The following is a 22,284-nucleotide window of genomic DNA, read 5'->3' on the forward strand; positions in this document are numbered from 1 at the left end:
TACGATTATGAATTCGGAAAAAGTTGAAATTTTTGATACGACCTTACGGGATGGAGAACAGGTTCCGGGATGTAAACTCAATACGGAACAGAAGCTGATTATCGCCGAAAGGCTTGATGATCTAGGGATTGACATCATTGAAGCCGGCTTTCCGGTTTCCAGTCCGGGAGACTTTCATTCCGTATCGGAAATTTCCAAGCTGGTGAGGAATGCTACGGTTTGCGGATTGACAAGAGCTAATCAGAAAGATATTGAAGTGGCAGCCGAAGCCCTGAAATTTGCCAGGAAACCCAGGATCCATACCGGAATAGGCACTTCCGATTCCCATATCAAATATAAATTCAATTCTACCCGTGAAGAAATTATAGAACGTGCCATAAAAGCGGTGAAATATTCCAAAACCTTTGTGGAGGATGTGGAATTCTATGCGGAAGATGCGGGGAGGACTGATAATGAATACCTTGCCCGGGTCTGCGAAGCAGTGATCAAAGCGGGCGCTACCGTGATCAATATTCCCGATACCACCGGCTACTGCCTGCCGGAAGAGTACGGTGCCAAGATCAGGTACCTTAAAGAAAATGTGAAGGGAATTGAGAAAGCGGTGATTTCCTGCCACTGCCACAATGACCTCGGCCTGGCTACCGCCAATTCAGTTGCCGGAGCGATTAACGGAGCAAGGCAGATTGAATGTACCATCAATGGCCTGGGAGAACGAGCAGGCAATACCGCACTGGAAGAAGTCGTCATGATCTTCAACCAGCATAAAGACCTGCATCTGCATACCGATGTACATTCCAGGATGCTGAACCCGATGAGTGCGTTGGTTTCCGAACTGATGGGAATGCCTGTACAGCCTAACAAAGCTATTGTAGGTGCCAATGCATTTGCTCACAGCTCAGGGATCCATCAGGATGGGGTCATCAAAAACAGGGAAACTTATGAGATCATCGATCCGGAAGAAGTGGGCGTAAGTTCATCATCTATTGTTCTGACCGCAAGGAGCGGAAGGTCTGCACTGGCATACCGGTTCAAGCATATTGGTTTTGAAGTCACCAAAAATGAGCTGGACATCCTGTATCAGGAATTCCTGAAAGTAGCCGACCGTAAAAAAGAAGTCGATAATGACGACCTGAATATGATGATGGAAGTTTTCGCCAGAAAAATAGGATAAGATGACAAAAATGAACAATAATAGGAAAACACTTTTTGATAAAGTCTGGGATGCCCATGTGGTAGAAACTGTCCCGGACGGACCGCAAATCATTTATATCGACAAGCACCTCATTCACGAAGTGACGAGTCCTCAGGCTTTTGCCGAGCTGGAAGCCAGAAACCTGAAAGTATTCAGGCCCGAACAGATTGTAGCGACTGCCGATCATAATGTTCCTACCCAACACCAGGAACTGCCGATCCGGGATGAACTGTCCAGGAACCAGGTGGAACAGCTTACCGAAAACTGTGTAAAAAACGGTATCGAGCTTTTCGGATTAGGGCATCCGTATCAGGGAATTGTCCATATCATTGCCCCGGAGCTGGGAATAACCCAGCCGGGGATGAGCATTGTCTGCGGGGACAGCCATACCTCGACCCATGGAGCATTCGGTGCCATCGCATTCGGAATAGGGACCAGCCAGGTAGCACAGGTTTTTGCCAGCCAGTGCCTGCTGCTGAACAAACCAAAATCTATGAGGATCACAGTTAACGGAACCCTTAATAAAGACGTTCAGCCGAAGGATGTGATCTTATACATTATTTCCAAAGTAGGAACAGATGGCGGAACCGGCTTCTTCTGCGAATATGCAGGGGATGTATTTGAAAATATGTCAATGGAAGGGCGGATGACGGTCTGTAATATGAGCATTGAGATGGGTGCCCGCGGAGGCATGATTGCTCCTGATGCCGTTACTTTTGATTACGTTAAAGGCCGGGCTTTTGCACCGGAAGGAGAGGATTGGGAAGAGAAGGTAGCATACTGGAAAACCCTGAAAACAGATGAAGGGGCAGTCTTTGATGCTGAGTTTACCTTTGATGCTTCCGAGATCCAGCCTATGGTTACTTACGGCACCAACCCGGGAATGGGGATTTCTGTTCATGAAAGCATCCCTGCACCACGGAATGAATCTGAAGCCAAAGCTTTGCAGTATATGGGATTACAGGCGGGACAGTCCATGTCTGATATCCGGGTCAATTATGTATTCATCGGCAGCTGCACCAATGCAAGGATCGAAGATTTCCGTTCGGTAGCGGAATATATCAAAGGAAAAAGCAGATCCGGCCATGTACATGCCCTTATTGTACCGGGTTCACAACAGGTGGTGAAGCAGATGTACGAGGAAGGCCTGGATGCAGTGTTCAGAGAGGCCGGTTTTGAGATCAGGCAGCCGGGATGTTCCGCATGCCTCGCCATGAATGATGATAAGATCCCGGAAGGGGAATACTGTGTTTCAACATCCAACAGGAATTTTGAAGGCCGGCAGGGACAGGGCGCAAGAACAATACTCGCCAGTCCTTTAACAGCTGCAAAAGTAGCCGTAGAAGGCAAAATTTCAATCCTCCAACATTTAAATTAAACCATGAAGAAATTAATTACCATACAATCGAGGGCCATTCCCTTACCAGCGGAAAATATTGATACAGACCAGATTATCCCGGCCCGTTTCTTAAAGAGCATAGACCGGAAGGGTTTCGGGAACAACCTCTTCCGGGACTGGAGATTTAACGTCCATACAGGAGAACCGAATCCTGAATTTGTATTGAATAAACCTGAGTTCACCGGTGAAATCCTGGTGGCCGGAAATAATTTCGGTTGTGGAAGCAGCCGCGAGCATGCCGCCTGGGCGCTCACCGATTATGGATTCAAAGTGATTGTATCCAGTTATTTTGCAGATATCTTCAAAGGCAATGCCCTGAATAATGGCTTGCTTCCCGTTAAGGTTTCCGAAGATTTCCTTAAAGCGATCCTGGAGGGGATCACAAATGATCCTCAGCTGGAAATCAAAGTGGATGTCGAACAGCAGTCGGTAACATGTAATGGAAAGACGGAAAACTTTGAACTGGATTCGTATAAAAAAATATGCCTGCTGAACGGATATGACGATATAGATTTCCTGATCAGCAGGAAAAAAGCGATACAGGAGTTTGAACTTAAAACACAAGAAATATATGAGCGATAATACTTTTAAAATAGCCGTTTTACCGGGAGACGGAATCGGGCCTGAAGTGGTAGCGGAAAGCATCAAAATACTGGATGCCATCGGCGAAGCTTTTCAGTATAGTTTCCGGTACCGGTATGCATTGATGGGCGCTGATGCCATTTACAAAACAGGCAGTCCGCTTCCGGATGAAACACTGGCCATCTGCCGGGAATCTGATGCCGTGCTTTTTGGTGCCATTGGTGACCCTGCCTTTGACAATAACCCTGATGCTAAGGTGAGGCCTGAACAGGGATTGCTGAAGCTCCGCAAGGAACTGGGCCTTTTTGCCAACATCCGTCCTCTGAAGACTTATGCTTCACTGATTGAGAAAAGCCCTCTGAAAAAGGAAATCATAGAAGGAACCGATATCCAGATTTTCAGGGAACTGGTGAGCGGGATTTATTTCGGAGAAAAATTTACGGAAGAAAACGCTGCCTATGCCTATGATGTCTGCCGGTACAGCAGGGAAGATATCCTCCCGATTACCCACATGGCATTTAAGGAAGCACAGAAACGGCGCAAAAAGCTCACTCTGATTGATAAAGCGAATGTGCTGGACACCTCCAGGCTGTGGAGGAAAATCGTTCAGGAAATTGCCGCAGAATATCCTGATGTGCAGCTGGACTATATGTTTGTAGACAATGCAGCGATGCAGCTGATCCTCAATCCGAAGCAGTTTGATGTCATCCTGACCGAAAATATGTTCGGGGATATAATTTCTGATGAAGCCAGCGTTATCGGGGGTTCTATCGGTCTGTTGCCTTCAGCTTCCGTCGGTAAAGAAAACGCGCTGTTTGAGCCGATCCACGGATCTTATCCGCAGGCCAAAGGGAAAGGCATCGCCAATCCTATCGCATCTATTTTGAGTACCGCTATGATGCTGGATTACCTGCAGCTTGACCAGGCAGCCGATAAATTAAGGGAATCTGTAGAACACGCCATTGAAAACCGGTATGTAACGGTAGATCTTAATGCGGAACAGCCAAGTTCAACGGCTGAGGCAGGAAGCTTCATTGCCGATTATATCAAATATTCCGAAAAGTCTTACTATAATTTTGAAAATGTGAAAATAGGGAAGTCAACCATTGTCTGACCGATAATGGAAATGTCTTTTTTACCAGTAGTATGATTATATATTAAGTGATGCTTATTAAAAAAGTTCAGGGCCTTTGGTCCTGAACTTTCCGTATGAAGATTATTCTTCTGTATTATCTGTTTTGCCTGACTCGTTGTTTTCGGATGATTTCTTTACATCCTCTTTATCAACATCAGACGGATTGGTCTTTTCGGATGCCGCAGGTATACCCCTGAAGTCCTCATTTTGTTTTTTGGTCTCTGCAGAATTCGCAGATTCGTGATCCTTATTTTTCTCTTTTGGGTCCATCGCTGTATATTTATGTACTAAATACATTCAAAGCGTTTGCCAAAATAATTCAGATCCTATTATTTCTTTTTAAAGAGGAAGGACTCCTATTTTTCCGGTCTGGTCCTCAATCGTATAGTTCAGGGCTTTTGCCAGCACAAAAATCTGGTTGAGGTTGTCCATCAGCTGCTGATGGCCTTCTTTTCTCAGCCGGTTCTGGTCTATAGACTGGATGGCTGTTGTTTTGGCCTTCTGTGTTACATTTTTGATGTCTTTTTCAGAAATCCTGTTGAAAAAAGAATCGTCCAGCGACTGGACTTCCACGCTTGGCGTAATCCTGATATCAGCGTCGGGCAATTCTGTAATGACCAGCTTTTTATTCACCGAATCCACCACCATTTTCATCTTGTTCAGGTCGTATGAGACCTGTGCGTTGGTTTTGGTATAGGTCACAATATTGTTGCTGGACATTTCTTTCCCGAAAAGCTCATAGCTCATCTTGGTTTTCTGCATGCTGGACACATCCTGTTCCATCACCACCATTTTATTCATCTTGGAGATCTGGTTGGTCAGGATGTAGTAATCCGACTGTTCCTTTTTTTCCACAGGACTGAGATTCAGGCACGATCTTACCCCAAAAAACAGCATCAGCATGACCAATGCTCCTGCTACGAACGCTAATGGTAATCTATACTTTTTCAAACTTATTTAAATATTTCTTTAATAACAGACTGGTCATCTTTTTTCAGGATTTCCACCAGGTCCCTCTCAATATACCCTGTAGTAGGCATTTCGATAATCCTCCCAATTTCCTTTCCATACTTCTGAACGATAATCGTAGGTACTTTCTGGATGTTGTAGGTGGCTTCTTCTCCCGAAGGCGATTCCTTTTTGCGGTTGACAGCAATGATCGTCATTTTTCCTTCCGGGTATTTCAGCTCCTCCAGGATTTTCATAAGTCTCGGGAAATCCCTGTGGCTGTCTTCGCACCATGTACCCATAAACACAATCAGGTTGTATGAATTTATTTTCTGCTTTCTGAGCTCGCTGATTGCTTTCTGGTCCAGAGCATATTCATCATGTTCTTTGGTATACCAGTCAGCATATGGTGCTTTCGTGAACTGGTCTTTCATCTGAACTCCCAGCAGCATTTTCCCGTCATTCTGCGTTTCTACCTCACGGTTGACCACTACTTTCTGGGCGCTGACCTGTTGCATTGAACCTGTAAAAACGGCTGCAAAAAATATATGGGTAATAAATTTTTTCATATTGGGTTAATCTTCAATAATTGATTTTAAATCGGCAGGAGAGTAGTATTTGTTCTTAAGCACTTTATGGTCAGCTTTCCGGTAAACATTGTATTTTTCTCCTGACTTTTCATAAAATGACTCTACACCTTTTTCCTGGTAAAAAGCTACGGTTTCCTGTGCCTGTTCTTCATTGTCACATGCTTTCGACATATTCGACCGCTGAACTTCGTCGAATAACGTTACAAATTTACTGCCAAGCCCGAATTCCAGTACGGCACCGCTCAGTACATACTGGAGGTCGCATAGAGCATCTGCAATTTCAACCAGGTTGTTATCTTCTATCGCCTGTTTAAGCTCATTCAGTTCTTCCTGTAGTAAGGCTACCCTGAGGTTGCAACGGTCTTCGGAAGGGATTTGAGGGGTTTCGAGAATGGGCGCTTTGAAAGTAGTATGGAATTCCGCTACTTGGTTCAGGCTGTCAATTTTATCCATGAGTAAGTTTATTAAAGGACAAATATAAAATTTTAAGGAATGAGATACCAGAAATTGGGTATTAGTTTTCGCTATTTGTTGTTGAATGGTATCATTCATCTTCCGGTAAGCTGATTTTTTTAAGTATGAATTTAAAATTTAAAATCTACAATCTAAAATTCAATACCCGTCGTCTATTATCTTTCCGTCTCTCATCTTTCATCTTTCATCTAAGATCTATAATTTAGAATCTAAAATTTTCTAGTTTATTTCTTTTTCTTTTGTCTTGAAATCGAAGATTCGACGTAGTCAAACAAAAGAAACAAAAGATCAAGACTGGAAAGAAAGGCTAAAAATAAACGCTGTGCTCTAAAAATTCTAAACTTGCGCGGATCAGCTATGGGCGCTGTCTTTGAATTGTTTGTGCCGCGCTTCGGACAGAAGAATTTTCTTAACGTTCACAGCCTTTATTTTCTTAACACCTTTCTTTCCCAGGTCGATTTTAATGCCTGTTAATGAATAGTAGTCAAATTTAAAATCCGTTTACGATCTTAATCTAAAATTTAAAATCTAAAATTCAATACCCTTGTCTATCATCTCTCCGTCTATTATCTTTCATCTAAAATTCAAAATCTATAATCTATAATTCATAGTTCCCTGTCTATCATCTCTCCGTCTCTCATCTAAAATCTATAATCAGACTTCGAATTCTCCATCTAAAAAGGCTGCCCGTTTCCGGACAGCCTTTCACATCAATTAAGTTATAAAGATTACTGTTTAATAAATCTCTTGCTTACATCGCCCATACTGATTGTGTAAACGCCTTTAATCAGGCTGCTTACATTAACAGCACCGCGTTCGATCTGTCCGGACTGGATCAGTTTTCCGCCCATATCAAAAATCTTGTAGTCTTTAGCCGGGGCATTGGAAATGTTCAGGACATCTTTAACCGGGTTTGGATAGAGTTTAACGTCGGTCAGAAGGTCACCTGTACTGATTTCTCCTCTTCCTGATGAGACGATGTTCAGGGTATAGTCTTCTACCTGTCCGTAAGTATACGTTCCGCATGAAGATGAAGGGATAGAGTTGTACTGCATCATGACTCTCATTCTGGTGGATCCCAGTACTGCTGTAGACGGAATCGTAATACTTCCTGTCGCCGGAGAAGTGGTAGACCCGGATTTGGACCAGGCGAGTTCTCCGCTGTCGGTAAAGTCTCCGTCTCCGTTATAGTCAATATAGACTGCATAGGCTTCATTGTATTTTGTAGAAGTCCATACCGGGGTTACGGAGATGGTATAGGCTGTTCCTCTGGTTACATTCGTGGAAACTGAGGTGAAGTTTTCGTATCCTGCTGTTCCTGTTGACGAATTATTGATGGATCCGAACTTCACATTACTGATTCTTTCATCAGCCGTATTGCTGGCGGAAGCAGAACAGTACATAACGGTACTTCCTGCACTGGTGGTTACGGATACGGTATTGCTGGAAGATGAAGTATTTCCTGCGGCATCTTTGGCCTTTACGGTAAAGCTATAGGTTGTTGACGGGCTTAGGCTGGTAACGGTGTAGGATGCGGAGGAGGTAGAGCCCAGTAAGCTGCCCGCCTGGAATACATCATATCCGGTAACTCCGGTGTCATCTGTTGCTCCGGACCATGAAAGATTCGTGCTGGTTGCCGTGGTTCCGGAAGCTGAAAGTACCGGGGCTGTAGGCGCTGTAGTGTCTGTGGTACCGGATCCTGCATTGACCGTAATATTTGCGTTATTGACATCAAAGAAAATGTGGTTGGAACCTTTTACCATGATCCTTCCGGTAGAAGTTGATGCATTCGGGATGGTAACTGCCTGGGAACCGTCGTTAGGAGTACCGGACAAAAGGGTAGTCCATGTCGTTCCGCTATCCGTGGACCATAAAATATCAACATTGGATGCATTGACGCCATTGGATGTGGTTCCCGCTACATTCCAGGTAATGGTCTGGCTGGTTCCGCCGCTGTATGTCGTGGCGGAATTCTGTGAAGTTATACTGAAAGGCCCTGCCGTTCCGTTAACAGTAACCACCATATCATCAGAGTTGTTGCCGGAGCCTCCGGACCTGTTATCGCGAACCGTAAACCGGAAGTTTAAGGTACGGGCCACAGTAGGCACTGCTTCAACAGTAATTTCAGATCCCGCTGTAGTGGTTGACCCTGCTAATACGGAAGCCATTCTCGGGAAATACCGGACCGGAGAAGCGGTAGGCGTCCATGACCTGAACGTAGGCCCTGAAGTTTTGGTCCCGCTGGCCGCTGAGCTGGCTCCGGTCTGGGAATTGGAAGCATTGTCCATTTGTTCCCATACATACGTCAGTGCATCGCCGTTGGCATCGGTCCCCGTTCCGGTCAGCATAAATGGCGTTCCTTTAGGAACTGTATAATCTGCACCTGCGTTAGCGGTAGGAATGGAATTCCCTGTGCTGGTACTCACAGGGCATGTTTTCGATTTTATATTATCGGTAACCTGCTGAATGCTTACGGCATGGAAGAAGGCATCAGAATGCGGCTGTACGTCCTGGCTGGTAATTCCGGCGTATCCCATAATCGTTGATCCGGATCCCGGTTCCATATTTACCCCGGTTCCTTCATTGCTCATGGAGAAGGTATGGTTTCCTCCGAACTGGTGTCCCATTTCATGGGCTACATAGTCGATATCGAAGTTGTCTCCGGAAGGAACGGAATCTGCCGGAGAAGTATAGCCGCTTCCTTTGGAGCCGTTAACGCATACACAACCGATACATCCTGCATTACCGCCACCGCCAGAAGCTCCGAAAAGGTGTCCTATGTCGTAATTGGCTTCCCCGATTACGGAAGTCAGCGTATTCTGAAGCTGGGAATTCCAGTTGCTCATGCCGGAAGCCGGCGAATAAGGATCCGTAGAAGCATTGGTATAGATCACTGCGTCATTATTGGAGATCAGGACCATCCTCGCAGAAAAATCCTTCTCAAAAACGCCGTTTACGCGGGTCATGGTATTATTCATGGCTGCCAGGGCATTGGCTTTTGTGCCTCCGAAATAAGAAGCATATTCTCCCGTACAGGATAAGGCAAGCCTGAAGGTCCTCAGTTTGGCATCATCAGCATTGGGCCTCGCAGCGAGATCACTTCCCGCAACCCCTTTCTGGGCTACATCGATAACCGTACACTCGAACTTATTGAGGTTGTCTTTTTTGTCAGACTTCTTATAAACCACATAAGAAGATAAATCTTTGGTATAGGGTTCAATAAAAACCGCGGATTTGTCTCCGTAGATTTCCATGGATGACAAGCCTAATGGTGAGATACTGAAATATACCGTAGAGGAGGGATCTTCCAGTCCTTCCCCGACATAAGATTTTATTTCGGGATACTTTGCAGCAAGCTGAGGATCAAAGTTAGGGTTTTCACGGACTTTGAAGTTTTCCATTCTTCCATCGGCATTGGGAAATGAAATGATTACTTCTGATTTTTCTCCGATAGAAAGTCTCTGGGGTGCCGTGGCCAAAGTATTTTTTAATCCGTTGATGTCCAGGCTGAAAATTCTCGGCTGCAGGATACCGGTTTTATTTTCAAAGATGTCTGAAGATGTTTTTGGGGATGATGCTGACCACAAACGGTCGGTTTGCGCTGATGAAATACCGGATATAACAAGCATTCCAATCAATAATAATTGTTTTTTCATAAAATACCTATTTTGGTTATGGATTATCAAATCTAGTAAATTTAATACTACTAAAAATATATTATTTTAAGAAATATTTAGATATTCCGTCTAAATAGTTATGTTATGAATATGAAATCTGTGGTTTATGCTTTCTGTAAAAGAAATAGCACATGCATACAACATGTGCTATTCATGAATATAGGATAAGCCTGATCCGGAGAACCGACTGATACAATGTTTAAATTTTATTTTGTGATATCCCTTCCGATGACAAGCCTCTGGATTTCGGAAGTTCCTTCTCCGATGGTACATAACTTAGAGTCCCTGTAGAATTTTTCAGCCGGGAAATCTTTGGTATATCCGTATCCTCCAAAAATCTGAACTGCATTGTTTGCAATTCTTACGCATGCTTCAGAAGCGTACAGCTTGGCCATTGCACCTTCTTTAGTCATTTTCTGTTTGGTATTTTTCAGGGTAGATGCCCTTTGGATCAGCAATTCAGCGGCGTCGATTTCCGTTGCCATATCTGCGAGCATGAAGTTGATGGCCTGGAATTCTGAAATCGCCTTCCCGAACTGATGTCTTTCTTTAGCATATTTCAGGGCTGCTTTATAAGCACCTCTTGCCGTTCCTAAACTCAGGGCTGCAATAGATATCCTTCCTCCGTCAAGGATTTTCATCGCCTGTTTGAAACCTTCGCCTACTTCCCCTAAACGGTTGGCATCCGATACCCGTACATTGTCAAAAATAAGTTCTGCAGTTTCGGAGGCACGCATCCCCAGTTTATTTTCTTTTTTACCGGAACTGAATCCCGGCATCCCTTTTTCCAGGACAAACGCCGTGGAATTGTTCTTGGCACCTTTTTCACCCGTTCTGGTCATCACTACGGCGATATCCCCGGAAATAGCATGGGTAATAAAGTTCTTGGCACCGTTAATGATCCAGTCGTCACCGTCTCTTACCGCAGTAGTAGACATCCCTCCGGAATCTGATCCGGTATTGTGTTCGGTGAGTCCCCAGGCTCCGATTACTTTTCCTGTTGCCAGCTGAGGAAGCCATCTTTTTTTCTGCTCTTCATTCCCGAATTCATAAATATGATTGGTGCATAGTGAATTGTGTGCCGCTACAGAAAGCCCGATTGAAGGATCTACCTGTGAAATCTCATCCAGGATGGCAACATATTCATGATATCCCAAACCGGAACCGCCATATTCTTCAGGAATTACAATACCCATGAAACCCATTTCTCCCAGCTGATGAAACAGTTCCTTAGGAAAAGTCTGGCTTTCATCCCACTCCATAATATGGGGTCTGATGTTTTTTTCAGCAAACTCCTTTGCCGTTTCCGCGATCATTTTAATATTGTCAATAGTCTCTGTACTCATAAAGATTATAGTTAGTTCCCAAAGATACTTAAATTGCTGAAATGCCAAAAAAAATTATTCCTGTCATAGGATTTTGAGCATAAGCCTTTAGCTTTCAATTTTTTGAGCCTTAATATTTAATGGTTTCTTAATAAATAATACCGTATTTTGAGTTGGTTAATTTACTAATTTAGCCTCCCAATTATATAACATGAAAAAACTACTCCTCTCTGGTATTATATTTTCATCTTTGCTGCATGCACAGGCACCATCCGGTTATTATGACGGAACAGCAGGCCTCAGCGGGTATGCCCTGAAATCCAAGCTTCATGATATTGTCTCGGCCAGGAATATCAACTGGAATTACGGAGACCTTACCAATTACTATAACCAGACCGATCTGGACCGGTATTATGACCATGGCGCCAGCAATACCACGATTCTCCTGGATATGTATTCTGAAATTCCTTCCGGACCGGATGCATACGAATATACCACTGCCAATATCATAGGAAGTGCGAGTGCAGAGGGACAGGGCTGGAACAGGGAGCACATGATGCCTCAGAGTACATTTTACAGCAATTACCCGATGTATTCGGATCTTTTCTATGTTGTACCTACGGATGCGAGGATCAACCAGCTCAGGAGCAATTATCCGTACGGGATTTCAACCACAACCGCTTCCAATATCTATTATACATTTACCAACACATCGAAAATAGGGAAGAGTGCCATTCCCAACTGGGTGTATACCGGCCGTGTCTATGAGCCTATCGATGAGTTCAAAGGGGATGTAGCGAGGAGCCTTTTGTATTTTGCGGTGAGGTATGAAGGAAAATTAGGGACTTTCAATTTCGATAATAATGTAAGCCCTGCTTCGGATACCAATCCGCTGGACGGCACAGAAGAAAGGGCTTTTGATCCTGCCTATATTGCCATGCTTATGCAGTGGCATGCCCAGGATCCGGTTTCCCAGCGGGAGATTGACCGGAATAATGCTGTGTATGCTATTCAACATAACAGGAATCCCTTTATTGATAATCCGGCATGGGTCAGCGCCATCTGGGGACAGGCTCCTGATGCCGTTGCCCCTCAGGTACCGGGAAATGCAGCGGCGATCCAGACGGGAGCCCATTTTGCTACTTTAAGCTGGTCTGCCAGTACAAGCAGCGATGTCATCGGGTATAAAATCTATCAGAACGGCAATCTGGCAGGCGCTACCAGAGGTACTTCCATCAGTATAGATCATCTTACTCCTTCCACAGCCTATACATTTACGGTGAAAGCGTATGACAACGGCTATCTGTATTCCGCGGACAGCAATACGGTATCCGTGACCACGGCAGCATCTGATGCCTACGCTAAGGATCTGTTTATTTCAAAATACCTTGAAGGCACTTCCAATAATAAGGCACTTGAAATCACCAATAAGACCGGACACCCGGTTAACCTGAGTGATTACAGGCTTTCCATACAGATGCCAAGCAGCAGCAGCTTTTATTTTCCGGACCCTTACGAACTTGAAGGCATCCTCCAGAACAATCAAACGGCCGTCATCCTGAATCCCGGAGCGAATTTCTCCTGTTACACTCTTGATCAGGCAAGATTTGTGACGGCAGCTCCCCAGATGACCTTCTCCGGGAACCAGTATGTTGAGCTGAGATATAAAAGTAATGCGACTGTTGATGCCATCGGAGTGACAGGACAGAACAATTCCTCAGTGCTTGCCAATGTTTCCTTATATAGAAAGAGCAGCATTAACCAGCCTGCTGTTACATTCGATATCAACGAATGGGAGGTATACGGAACCAATTACTGCCAGAATTTAGGCGTTTTAGGAACTTCCGATATCCTGTCTGCGTCCAATGAAAATAACAACCTGAAGCTCTATCCTAATCCTGTTTCCGAAACTATTTTCGTGAACGGAAAAACGGATGCGGTCCGTACCGCAGAAATACTGGATTATTCAGGAAAACAGATCTACCTTGAAAAAGATCCTTTCAGGTACAAAAATAGTATTCCGGTTCAGGGATTGCCTACGGGATCTTATCTTCTAAGGCTTGACGATAAAACCTATCCGTTTATCAAAAAATAAGATCCTTACAATATCTGCACTACATGCTCTGATCTTCGGATGGGCAACAATACATAGACTGTTTCAATAGAAGCGGTCTTTTTTGTTCCCGATGCACCTCTGCTCTTAATGGTATGCGCATTGCTGCATTATATCCATTATCAATCATCAATTATTACTCATGAACATACAGCTTAATTCAAAAAATGCATTGGTCGGTGCTGCAACAGATGGTATCGGAGCAGGTATCGCAACAGAACTGGCCAGGTGTGGAGCCAATGTAACGGTCATGGCCCGAAATGAAGAGAAACTCAAAAGCTTTACGGCATCCCTTCCCATTGTACATCAAGGGCAGCACCATCGTTACCTGGTAGCTGACTTTTCCGATTTTGACAAATTCAGACAGATTATTACTGACTATTTCAATGAATCTGAAGTAGATATCCTGGTCAATAATACCAACGGTCCGAAAGCGGGTAAGGATTCAGATCTGAACACTGAAGATTACCAGTCTGCCTTCGACCTTTTATTCAAGACGGTTTGTGAAACGACCCATCTGGCCATTCCCGGCATGATTAAAAGGGGGAGCGGACGCATTATCAACGTATCTTCATCGTCGGTGAAAGAACCGATCCCGAATCTTGCTTTGTCCAATTCCATCCGTTCAGCAGTAGTGGCATGGGCTAAGACATTATCCCTTGAAGTGGGAGCGCATCAAATTACCGTCAATACTATCCTGACCGGATCATTCGATACCCGGAGGATTGAAAGCCTGATCAATGAAGAAGCTGAAAAAACCGGAAAAAGTATTGAAGAAATCAGAAAAGCCAGGGAAGACAAAATCCCGATGAAAAGATTAGGCAAACCTGAAGAATATGGCCATCTGGTTGCTTTCCTCGCTTCGGATTATGCATCTTATATTACCGGAACCAGTATTCCTCTGGATGGAGGAATGATGAATACGTATTAATGCTTTTACAAAGATAAACTTACAGCTCATCGCGTGCAGGTTCGGACAGAGTATAATGCAAAGCCTGCTGCCATAAGCTGAACATCTTTTCAAACTGGTAGCAGTTAATCTTGATTTAACCGGTTTGTATCACAATGCATTTTTATATTTTCAAATGTGATCATAATTCTTACGTGCGTTATCAGGTAATCACGGATGAGGTGGCAAAGTCGCTTCTGCGCTTGCTCAATCCCTCAATAATTTTTAAATTTACTCCTTAGTAAAAATAAAACACCAGTAATGGAACAAAAAATACATCAGGGACGCAATGTCAAACGCTTCAGGGAGATGCTGGGCGTTAAGCAGGAAGCCCTCGCTCTTGACTTAGGCGATGAATGGAATCAAAAGAAAGTTTCTCTCCTGGAACAAAAAGACGTCATCGAAGAGGCGATTCTTCAAAAAATATCCGAAATACTGCATATTCCCGTAGAGGCGTTTCAGAATTTTGATGAGGAGCAGGCGATAACAGTTATTGCGAATACATTTAACACTCATGACCAATCCAGTGGTGTAAGTATACATCCCATCAACAACATCAACCCAATTGAAAAATGGCTTGAAGCATTGGAAGAAATAAAGAAGATTAATGATGAAAAAATGAGTCTTTATGAACGAATGCTTAGAGAGAAAGATGAGGTGATAGTCAGATTAGAGAAGCTGATACAGGATAAATAATATCTGCCACAAACTAAATCTTAGTAAAACACAAGTAATGAAACACAAGATACACCAGGGGCACAATGTCAAACGCTTCAGGGAGATGCTGGGTGTCAAGCAGGAAAATCTTGCACTGGACTTAGGTGATGGATGGGACCAAAAAAAAATCTCCCTTCTTGAACAAAAAGATCTTATAGAAGAGATCCTGCTTCAAAAAATATCCAAAGTATTAAATATTCCCATAGAAGTTTTTCAGAATTTTGAGGAAGAACAGGCAGTGAATGTAATTGCGAATACGTACTCTTTCCAGGATTTTAAAGATCATGCTGTTGCTTCAGGATTCAGTTACCAGCCTTCATTCAATCCTATTGATAAAATAGTTGAATTATATGAACGTATGATTCAGCAGCAAAAAGAAATGATTGATAAGCTGGAAAATCTGATGCAAAATAAATAACATATCACCTGCTACAAAGCAAGGGTAGTGTATCATAAAGAGGGTCATCCGGTAATTCTTCTACTTTATATTCTTCAGTTCATGAAGCAAAGTATTCTGCTTGTTGATAAAACTGATCAGGCTATCCGGTTTCAGGCTATGGGCATCCTGATATTTCCTGATCTCCGGAAGGGTTTTTGAAATCATAAAGAGGGTGTGCTGATCATTGATCATAACCGCATTATTCTGAATGCTGCTGATCAGATCCCGGATGTGCTTTATCCTTGCATTGTACTGTTCTGAACTGGATGAAATCTGCTGTTCAATAGCCTGCCGGGAGACGGAGTCGGTAACCGATTTCGCAAGAGTACGCGCATCCTCATAATAGGTTTCGGACTGGGTAATGATATCTGTATATTTTGACGTCACCGCTGAGGTCTCTTCTTTTATGGCATCAATTTTTTTCTCAAGAGCCTGAAGTTGCGGGTCCTTTTTGACCAGTTCATTATAAATGCTGATCACACGGTTAACATTCCGGGAATAACTGTCGATCGAAGCGACGGATTCTGATTTGTTGATCGCCTGGTCTACAGCCGTCTTATTTTCCGCTGCAGGGCCTCCGCACGAAAGCACCACTAAAAGCAAACATGGAATTATTATTTTTTTCATAACCGGTTTTTGTATTCTGATTAGACTATACGAATATATAAAAAAAGCGGAGCCTGAAAAAATCAGGCTCCGCTAATGGTTATGTATCTTATTTACCCAGATAAGATTTAAGGATCTTGCTTCTGGTGTTGTGCTTCAATCTTTTGATTGCTTTTTCTTTGATCTGTCTTACACGTTCCCTCGTAAGATCAAACGTTTCCCCGATTTCTTCCAACGTCATCGGATGCTTTCCGTTAAGACCGAAATACAGTCTTACCAGATCCGCTTCTCTTGGCGTAAGGGTATTCAGGGCTCTTTCAATCTCAATCTGAAGAGATTCCAGCATCAGGTCTTTATCCGGGCTTGGAGATTCTCCTGAACGCAGTACGTCATACAGGTTGGAATCTTCTCCTTCCACCAACGGAGCATCCATCGACAAATGCCTTCCGGAATTTTTCATGGATTCCTTGATGTCTTCCTCACTCATGTCCAGAACTTCAGCCAGCTCCTCCGGGGAAGGCGGTCTTTCATTTTCCTGTTCAAGGTGGGCATATGCTTTATTGATCTTGTTGATTGAACCGATTTTATTCAACGGTAATCTTACAATTCTGGACTGTTCTGCCAAAGCCTGTAAGATTGACTGACGGATCCACCACACGGCATAGGAAATGAATTTGAAACCTCTGGTTTCGTCATATCTTTTGGCCGCTTTCATCAACCCCAGGTTTCCTTCATTAATCAAGTCGGGCAGTGAAAGACCCTGGTTCTGGTACTGTTTGGATACGGAAACCACGAAACGAAGGTTGGCCTTGATCAGCTTCTCCAGTGCGGCTCTGTCGCCGGCACGGATCCTTTGTGCCAATTCCACCTCTTCGTCTGCGGTAATCAGTTCCACTTTACCGATCTCCTGCAGATACTTGTCTAATGAAGCAGTTTCCCTGTTGGTTACCTGCTTAGTAATTTTTAACTGTCTCATTTATTTTTCCTCAAAAAAGAGTTAGTATATATAATACGCCTGAGAAGATGAAAAGGTTACACCATTTTTGAAAATATTTGTTTTTTTATGGATACCGATGAAAAATATGTTGTAATTTGTGCCTTGACATGATCTATGCGCTACTGCAATAAAAAAAGGTGAAGCATTCACTCCACCTGATGATATCTTAATTCTGATTATCCTGTCCGTTTCCTAGAACAGATCATTCAGCCATTTTGCCAGTCTCAGTCCTCCGTACAGCAATTGTCTTTCCACGGTGTCGTTGAATTTATACTGATAGTCGAAAGACAGTTTTGAACCGTCAGGTGTCTGAGCATAAATTCTGTTGGCAATGGTATGGGAATCATACAGCCAGTCTTCCAGGGTACCGGACTGGATTTTTTTCACTTCATCATCAGACTTGATGTCCAGAAGCCTGGAGTATTCCGTATAGCTGTATTTTTGCGAATCTACCAGTTTGCCGTCCCATACGGAATGAAGGTTGGTCTTTTCCCCGAAATAGGTAACGTTGATCTTGTTTCCGCCCAAATCTTCTGCGCGTCCCACATGCAGAGGCTGGGCAAGGTCACCCATAATGTGGATCAGGAAAATAAGCGCAATTTTACGGTCCTTTTCAGAGGTCCTGCTGTCTTTAATCTGGCTGGACAGGGTATTGACCTGTGTATACAGGCTTGGTCCTGCCTGCATCTTAAGTTTCTGTTCAAACGTTTTGAAGTCGGTCTGCGGGTCAATGTTCACATAATGCCATGCTGATGCCTGCTTCCATGCTCCCGTGGTATCGGATTTAATGAAATCCGGCCAGTTGGCCCAATACGCCAGCCTTTCGCGGCCCATCATCTTTTTGATTTCCCTCCTGGCTTTCCCGGAAAGGTGGTTTTCTGCAATTTCTGCAATAATCCTGTGCCCTGTCAGTCCCCACGCATAGCTGTATAACGAAGAGGAGATGAATGCAAGCATCAGTAATTTAGAATACATACTTTTCATTGTTCAGTAACATTTTGAGATGCAAAGATACGCTTCACACCGGTACAATGTATTCTGTACAATCAATTTATTGCAATAATAATTCTTAATATGGGTTTTTATACGGGCATTATCACAGTGTTTAATTATTGGACGGTCTAAGGCGGCTACTCTGTAAGCTATATATAATGTTCTCATAATCATAGGTAATGATTATCAGGTTATGATTTATATTTTCCTTTTTTGGCCTGACTGTTTTAAGATTAATAAAAAATGATTAATTTTAGGATGATATACAGGAAAAGTGTTTTTCTGTAGAAAGAGAAATATTACCTTTATCAGCCAAATTATCACAGAAACTATGATGTATGAAAATTCTGTTGCAACCCTGCATTATAATCAGCTCCAGACTGATTTTAAGGCGGAGGCAGTAGCGGTAAATCTTTTGAAATACCACAGGGCTGTCAGCAATATATTTATAGAACGCCTCGGCATCAATGACCGTGCTTATCTCAAAGATATCAGAAGGATTACCAGCCAGTACCTGGGATTCGATGAAGAGGTGTACACAATAGAGACTTACCGCGAAGGCATTTATGACTACCTTCCGGAAGGGCTTTTCCATCCGCCTTCGCTGGGCGCCTCACGTAAGAATGTAGACCATATCGTGAGGGAGATCCGTAAACAGAAAAAAGTAGAGGAGGATGCCCGGAAATTTTTCCGGCCTTTTGAGCTTGAAATTTTCTTTACGGAAGTCAGTGCGCTGCTGAAGGAATTCGACTTTGATATTGCCAGCGATACCCATACGCTTCTGAATACAGTCAGTGAGCTCTGGCCCCTGCTCCGCATGCTGGACCGCCATCATGCTTCCATCTTCATCTACATTCTTCCATTCTTCCATCAGATCCGCGGTGACAAGGCCTGGTTCGAGCGCTGTATGAGCGCATTTTTAATGGTCCCTGTGGAAGTAACCTTTGCCCCGAATGTCATTGATAGGATAGAGCAGGAAGATGATTCCATGCTTCTGGGCAATTCAAGGCTGGGGGTAACGTATATTCCAAGCGGCAGACACATGGACGGAGAACGCAACTGGGTAGTGAATATCGGGCCTATTCCATACATGGAAATGAAAAATTATATAGAGGGGAGCCCGTTTCGAAATGTACTCAGGGCGTTGTATGATCATTTCCTTCCGGTAACGGTAGATGTAGAGGAAAACTTCATCACGGAAAAACAGGATTTTTCTTTCTCCCTGGAAGATGATGAAAGAAATGCCAGCCGCCTCGGATACTCTACATTCCTGTAAAATATTTTAGTATATTTACATTGACCAACATAATATAAATTTGAAAAATTAAACATGGAAATTTCTTCAGTAAAAGGAGTCTTTTTAAGGTATATTCTTATGCCGTTACTGGCGGTAATCATGATGACCGTTCTCGGGGTTATCCGAAGGAACAAACCGGCCATCAAGATCAAGGTGATCATCGTATATGTTTTATTATGCGGCCTATGCCTTGCCTTACCCGGATTTTTCGGTTTTGCAGGGAACCTTTTCAATCCTTACTGGTATCTTATCGCACAGATTATTTTCCTGATTTTCGGAATCATCCATGTGAACCTGATGGACCATTATTTTAAGAAACACATTGAATCCGTTTCCATGAGCATCCTGTTTGAATCCCTGCTTACTCTTACCTGTATGGTAATCGGAGGGTATCTGTTCACGTTGATTTTCAACTGGATGGGCAAGGGAACGGGTTATGCAGCCATGGCGGCAACCAGCATGCTGATCTTCCTGGTGCCGATGGTTTTTTATTACTGCTACATCCAGTTCATTACGATTCCGTTCGATATTTATAAAACATGGCGGTATTCCCCGGATCAGAAGCTTCCTGATTTTGAAGGCGCGGATTTCGATCGCCTGATGGTACTGAACGTAGAACTGAGCAAGAACCTTGAAGATGCCAACCGATTCAGGATAAAAGCCAAGACGCTTCCTACGGGGGTAACGTTCGGCGACTGGTTTTACCGTGTGGTAGATGATTACAACCATAAAAACCCGAATTCGATCATCCATCTTACCGACCAGCAGAAAGAACCGTACTACTGGATCTTTTACACCAAGAAATCGTTTTTCAGCTTCCGTAAATACATTGACTTCAACGAAGATATAACAGCCAACAGCATTTCTGAAAATGAAGTGGTGATCTGCAAGCGGGTGATCCAGCATGAAGAGGAGGGAGCCAGAAAATCATAATCACACAATTTAAAAGGATATACTATGATACAGCCAATAAAACATTTTGCAATCAACTGGGTAGACGGCATGAAGGTTTCCCAGCGGCACCTGAATGACCAGGATAATTTCCTGACGGATATGATCCGGGATTCCAATTCCTTAGAAATCACCACTTACAATTACGGTTTGCTGCCGATTTCCAATGAATTTACAGACCGTACGATCTTTGATGTCCACAATACGGCAACCAATGATGTACAGCTGGTCATCAAACGCTGCAGTGCCCTGACGCTGGCCGGATACCGGATTGAACTTACCGACAGGAGAGTGAGTGTAAAGTCCCTGGCCCGGTCTATGAACGAAGAACAGGCAGACGGAGACTATTATATCCTGATTTCTGTCAATCCTTTTGATAAAGTCCCATTCGGTGATATCGACCCGGAAGAAATTCCGCCGCGCCACCCGAATGCACAACCGAATTACCATATTGAACTGCTTCCGGTAACTTCCCTGAACAGCAGCTTCTCGGGAGGAAATTACCTGATCATCGGTAAGGTAGACCTGAAAGGCAATATCGCCCAGGTAGATTCATCGTTTATCCCGCCATGTACCTCCATTCAGAGCCATCCGGCTTTGCTGGACTATTATAACGGCTTTGCCAAATCCATCGGTAACCTGCAGCAATATGCATTCAAGATCATCCAGAAAGCTTCCCATAAAAACCAGAATACAGCTTTAGCCCAGAATGTGAAGTTTTTATGTACCACGATGGTGAATACGTTCGGGGATATGTATTTCCAGTTCAGGAATATCATTCCGTGGCAGCCGCCTGTATTTCTGATTGAAAGCTTTGCCAAACTGGCCCTTCATCTGTACAATTCCACGCAAGTACTGGTTCCTGCAGAACTGGAAGAAATGCTGAATTACAGCCTTGAATGGAGCGAGATTGCACCGCATACGCTGCTCAACCAGCTATCCATTGTAGCGGAAACAAATTATGACCACCACAACTGCGGAGAACCGCTGATCTACATCCAGCAGATGCTGCGAAGCCTGGAAACGATTTTTTCCAAGTTAAGCGAACTGGATTACATCGGACAGAGAAAAGAAAATATCATCGTCAACGAACAGGAAGTTTCATCCAACAACAACCCGAAAAGAGGGTGGAGTGTGCTGGATTAAGCTTTGTGTCTATATCATCCTCCCGGTCTTGTGGCCGGGATTTTTTTTGTCCTGTGGAAAGGGAGTTCTACCGGATGAGGCTATTTCCTGACCAGGATTTTTTCAGTGGCTTTTTTGCTGAGGATTTCTTTTTTTCCTTCAATTTCTATAGTCATGGATTTATCAAAGTTCTCAATTTTGATGACCCTTATTTTGGTATCCAACAGAAGGTTGCGTTCATTGAGATAACTCAGGAAGGCATCGTCGGAAAGGGTAACAGAAGTGAAAACTACGGTCTCGCCGGTTTCACAGCTGCTGAGTTTCTGCAGGTCCTGGGCAATGATGTTACCGTCTTTATCGGGAATGGGCTCACCGTGCGGATCAAATTTAGGATAGTTAAGGATCTCATCCATTTTGTCAAAGAAAACCTGTGAATGGACATGTTCAAGCTGTTCGGCAATTTCATGGACATTTTCCCATCCGAAATTCATATTCTTTACGAGAAACATTTCCGTAAGGCGGTGCTTACGGACGACCAGCGCAGCTTCGCGCCGGCCTTTTTCCGTGACCAGGAGCGGTTTGTACGTTTCATAGACTACCCAGCCTTTATCAGCGAATTTCTTCATCATATTGTTGACACTCGGCATCTTTACATTGAGGAACTTGCTGAGCTCATTGATGGTCACTTTACCTTCTGGGTCAACAACATGAAACAGGGCTTTCAGGTAATTTTCTTCGGTTAAGGTTATTTTCGGCATGTTAGACAGTTTTCCTT

21 protein-coding genes are annotated in these 22,284 nt (G+C 43.7%); 11 read left to right on the forward strand and 10 right to left on the reverse strand.

The window, feature by feature from the left end; all coding sequences use genetic code 11:
* Nucleotides 1-7 precede the first annotated feature (7 nt).
* From CGB83_RS01755 to leuB, 4 genes are read left to right on the forward strand one after another with little or no spacing between them, the layout of a single operon-like run.
* Entirely contained in the window at nt 8-1,171 is a 1,164-nt protein-coding gene (locus tag CGB83_RS01755) for a 2-isopropylmalate synthase (protein WP_100074230.1), read from the forward strand.
* Nucleotides 1,172-1,181: 10 nt separating this feature from the next.
* Nucleotides 1,182-2,570 (forward strand): 3-isopropylmalate dehydratase large subunit, encoded by a 1,389-nt coding sequence (gene leuC / locus CGB83_RS01760; RefSeq protein WP_100077451.1) that lies wholly within the window; start codon nt 1,182-1,184, stop codon nt 2,568-2,570.
* 3 nt (nt 2,571-2,573) lie between these two features.
* Nucleotides 2,574-3,173, forward strand: a complete 600-nt coding sequence (leuD, locus tag CGB83_RS01765) for a 3-isopropylmalate dehydratase small subunit (protein WP_100074231.1) — start codon at nt 2,574-2,576, stop codon at nt 3,171-3,173.
* Complete coding sequence (gene leuB / locus CGB83_RS01770; RefSeq protein ID WP_100074232.1) at nt 3,163-4,287, forward strand: 3-isopropylmalate dehydrogenase; 1,125 nt, start codon at nt 3,163-3,165, stop codon at nt 4,285-4,287. Before leuD ends, leuB begins: the two co-directional genes overlap by 11 nt.
* 102 nt (nt 4,288-4,389) lie before the next feature.
* Here the strand turns inward: leuB and CGB83_RS01775 are convergent, their stop codons facing one another.
* The 6 genes from CGB83_RS01775 to CGB83_RS01800 form a co-directional block, all read right to left on the reverse strand.
* On the reverse strand, nt 4,390-4,578 hold the full coding sequence (locus CGB83_RS01775; RefSeq protein WP_100074233.1) for a hypothetical protein: 189 nt from the start codon (nt 4,576-4,578) through the stop codon (nt 4,390-4,392).
* 69 nt (nt 4,579-4,647) lie between these two features.
* Nucleotides 4,648-5,259, reverse strand: coding sequence for a DUF4230 domain-containing protein (locus CGB83_RS01780; protein ID WP_100074234.1), 612 nt, complete (start codon nt 5,257-5,259; stop codon nt 4,648-4,650).
* A gap of 2 nt (nt 5,260-5,261) precedes the next feature.
* Nucleotides 5,262-5,825: a TlpA family protein disulfide reductase gene (locus CGB83_RS01785; RefSeq protein WP_100074235.1), complete on the reverse strand. Its 564-nt coding sequence runs from the start codon at nt 5,823-5,825 to the stop codon at nt 5,262-5,264.
* A gap of 6 nt (nt 5,826-5,831) precedes the next feature.
* The gene (locus CGB83_RS01790; RefSeq protein ID WP_100074236.1) at nt 5,832-6,299 is read right to left on the reverse strand and encodes a pyrophosphohydrolase domain-containing protein; all 468 of its coding nucleotides are present in this window, start codon (nt 6,297-6,299) and stop codon (nt 5,832-5,834) included.
* 749 nt (nt 6,300-7,048) lie between these two features.
* A complete protein-coding gene (locus CGB83_RS01795; protein WP_100074237.1) occupies nt 7,049-9,976 on the reverse strand; it encodes a reprolysin-like metallopeptidase in 2,928 nt (975 codons plus the stop codon).
* 227 nt (nt 9,977-10,203) lie between these two features.
* Nucleotides 10,204-11,343: an acyl-CoA dehydrogenase family protein gene (locus tag CGB83_RS01800; RefSeq protein WP_100074238.1), complete on the reverse strand. Its 1,140-nt coding sequence runs from the start codon at nt 11,341-11,343 to the stop codon at nt 10,204-10,206.
* 190 nt (nt 11,344-11,533) lie between these two features.
* Between CGB83_RS01800 and CGB83_RS01805 the strand changes: the two genes are divergently transcribed.
* The 4 genes from CGB83_RS01805 to CGB83_RS01820 all read left to right on the forward strand — a co-directional run bounded on the left by CGB83_RS01805 (nt 11,534) and on the right by CGB83_RS01820 (nt 15,519).
* A complete protein-coding gene (locus tag CGB83_RS01805; protein WP_100074239.1) occupies nt 11,534-13,417 on the forward strand; it encodes an endonuclease in 1,884 nt (627 codons plus the stop codon).
* Between the two features lie 160 nt (nt 13,418-13,577).
* On the forward strand, nt 13,578-14,366 hold the full coding sequence (locus CGB83_RS01810; protein WP_100074240.1) for an SDR family oxidoreductase: 789 nt from the start codon (nt 13,578-13,580) through the stop codon (nt 14,364-14,366).
* A 279-nt stretch (nt 14,367-14,645) separates the two neighbouring features.
* Nucleotides 14,646-15,080 (forward strand): helix-turn-helix domain-containing protein, encoded by a 435-nt coding sequence (locus tag CGB83_RS01815; RefSeq protein WP_100074241.1) that lies wholly within the window; start codon nt 14,646-14,648, stop codon nt 15,078-15,080.
* A 37-nt stretch (nt 15,081-15,117) separates the two neighbouring features.
* On the forward strand, nt 15,118-15,519 hold the full coding sequence (locus tag CGB83_RS01820; RefSeq protein WP_100074242.1) for a helix-turn-helix transcriptional regulator: 402 nt from the start codon (nt 15,118-15,120) through the stop codon (nt 15,517-15,519).
* Nucleotides 15,520-15,579: 60 nt separating this feature from the next.
* Here CGB83_RS01820 and CGB83_RS01825 read toward each other — a convergent pair whose 3' ends face one another.
* The 3 genes from CGB83_RS01825 to CGB83_RS01835 all read right to left on the reverse strand — a co-directional run bounded on the left by CGB83_RS01825 (nt 15,580) and on the right by CGB83_RS01835 (nt 18,118).
* Entirely contained in the window at nt 15,580-16,167 is a 588-nt protein-coding gene (locus CGB83_RS01825; protein WP_100074243.1) for a hypothetical protein, read from the reverse strand.
* An 88-nt stretch (nt 16,168-16,255) separates the two neighbouring features.
* Nucleotides 16,256-17,122, reverse strand: coding sequence for a sigma-70 family RNA polymerase sigma factor (locus tag CGB83_RS01830; RefSeq protein WP_002979276.1), 867 nt, complete (start codon nt 17,120-17,122; stop codon nt 16,256-16,258).
* Between the two features lie 213 nt (nt 17,123-17,335).
* Entirely contained in the window at nt 17,336-18,118 is a 783-nt protein-coding gene (locus CGB83_RS01835) for a S1/P1 nuclease (protein ID WP_374708806.1), read from the reverse strand.
* A 349-nt stretch (nt 18,119-18,467) separates the two neighbouring features.
* On the opposite strand from CGB83_RS01835, the gene CGB83_RS01840 reads away from it, so the two are divergent.
* Genes CGB83_RS01840 through CGB83_RS01850 form a run of 3 tightly spaced genes read left to right on the forward strand, consistent with a single transcriptional unit; the run spans nt 18,468 to nt 21,530 of the window.
* Entirely contained in the window at nt 18,468-19,412 is a 945-nt protein-coding gene (locus CGB83_RS01840) for a type VI secretion system baseplate subunit TssG (RefSeq protein WP_228420047.1), read from the forward strand.
* A gap of 54 nt (nt 19,413-19,466) precedes the next feature.
* Nucleotides 19,467-20,366, forward strand: a complete 900-nt coding sequence (locus CGB83_RS01845; RefSeq protein ID WP_100074245.1) for a TssN family type VI secretion system protein — start codon at nt 19,467-19,469, stop codon at nt 20,364-20,366.
* 24 nt (nt 20,367-20,390) lie between these two features.
* On the forward strand, nt 20,391-21,530 hold the full coding sequence (locus CGB83_RS01850) for a hypothetical protein (RefSeq protein WP_100074246.1): 1,140 nt from the start codon (nt 20,391-20,393) through the stop codon (nt 21,528-21,530).
* An 80-nt stretch (nt 21,531-21,610) separates the two neighbouring features.
* Here CGB83_RS01850 and CGB83_RS01855 read toward each other — a convergent pair whose 3' ends face one another.
* Nucleotides 21,611-22,267 (reverse strand): metal-dependent transcriptional regulator, encoded by a 657-nt coding sequence (locus CGB83_RS01855; protein ID WP_100074247.1) that lies wholly within the window; start codon nt 22,265-22,267, stop codon nt 21,611-21,613.
* Nucleotides 22,268-22,284 lie beyond the last annotated feature (17 nt).

This window comes from Chryseobacterium camelliae (assembly GCF_002770595.1).
Classification (GTDB): domain Bacteria; phylum Bacteroidota; class Bacteroidia; order Flavobacteriales; family Weeksellaceae; genus Chryseobacterium; species Chryseobacterium camelliae.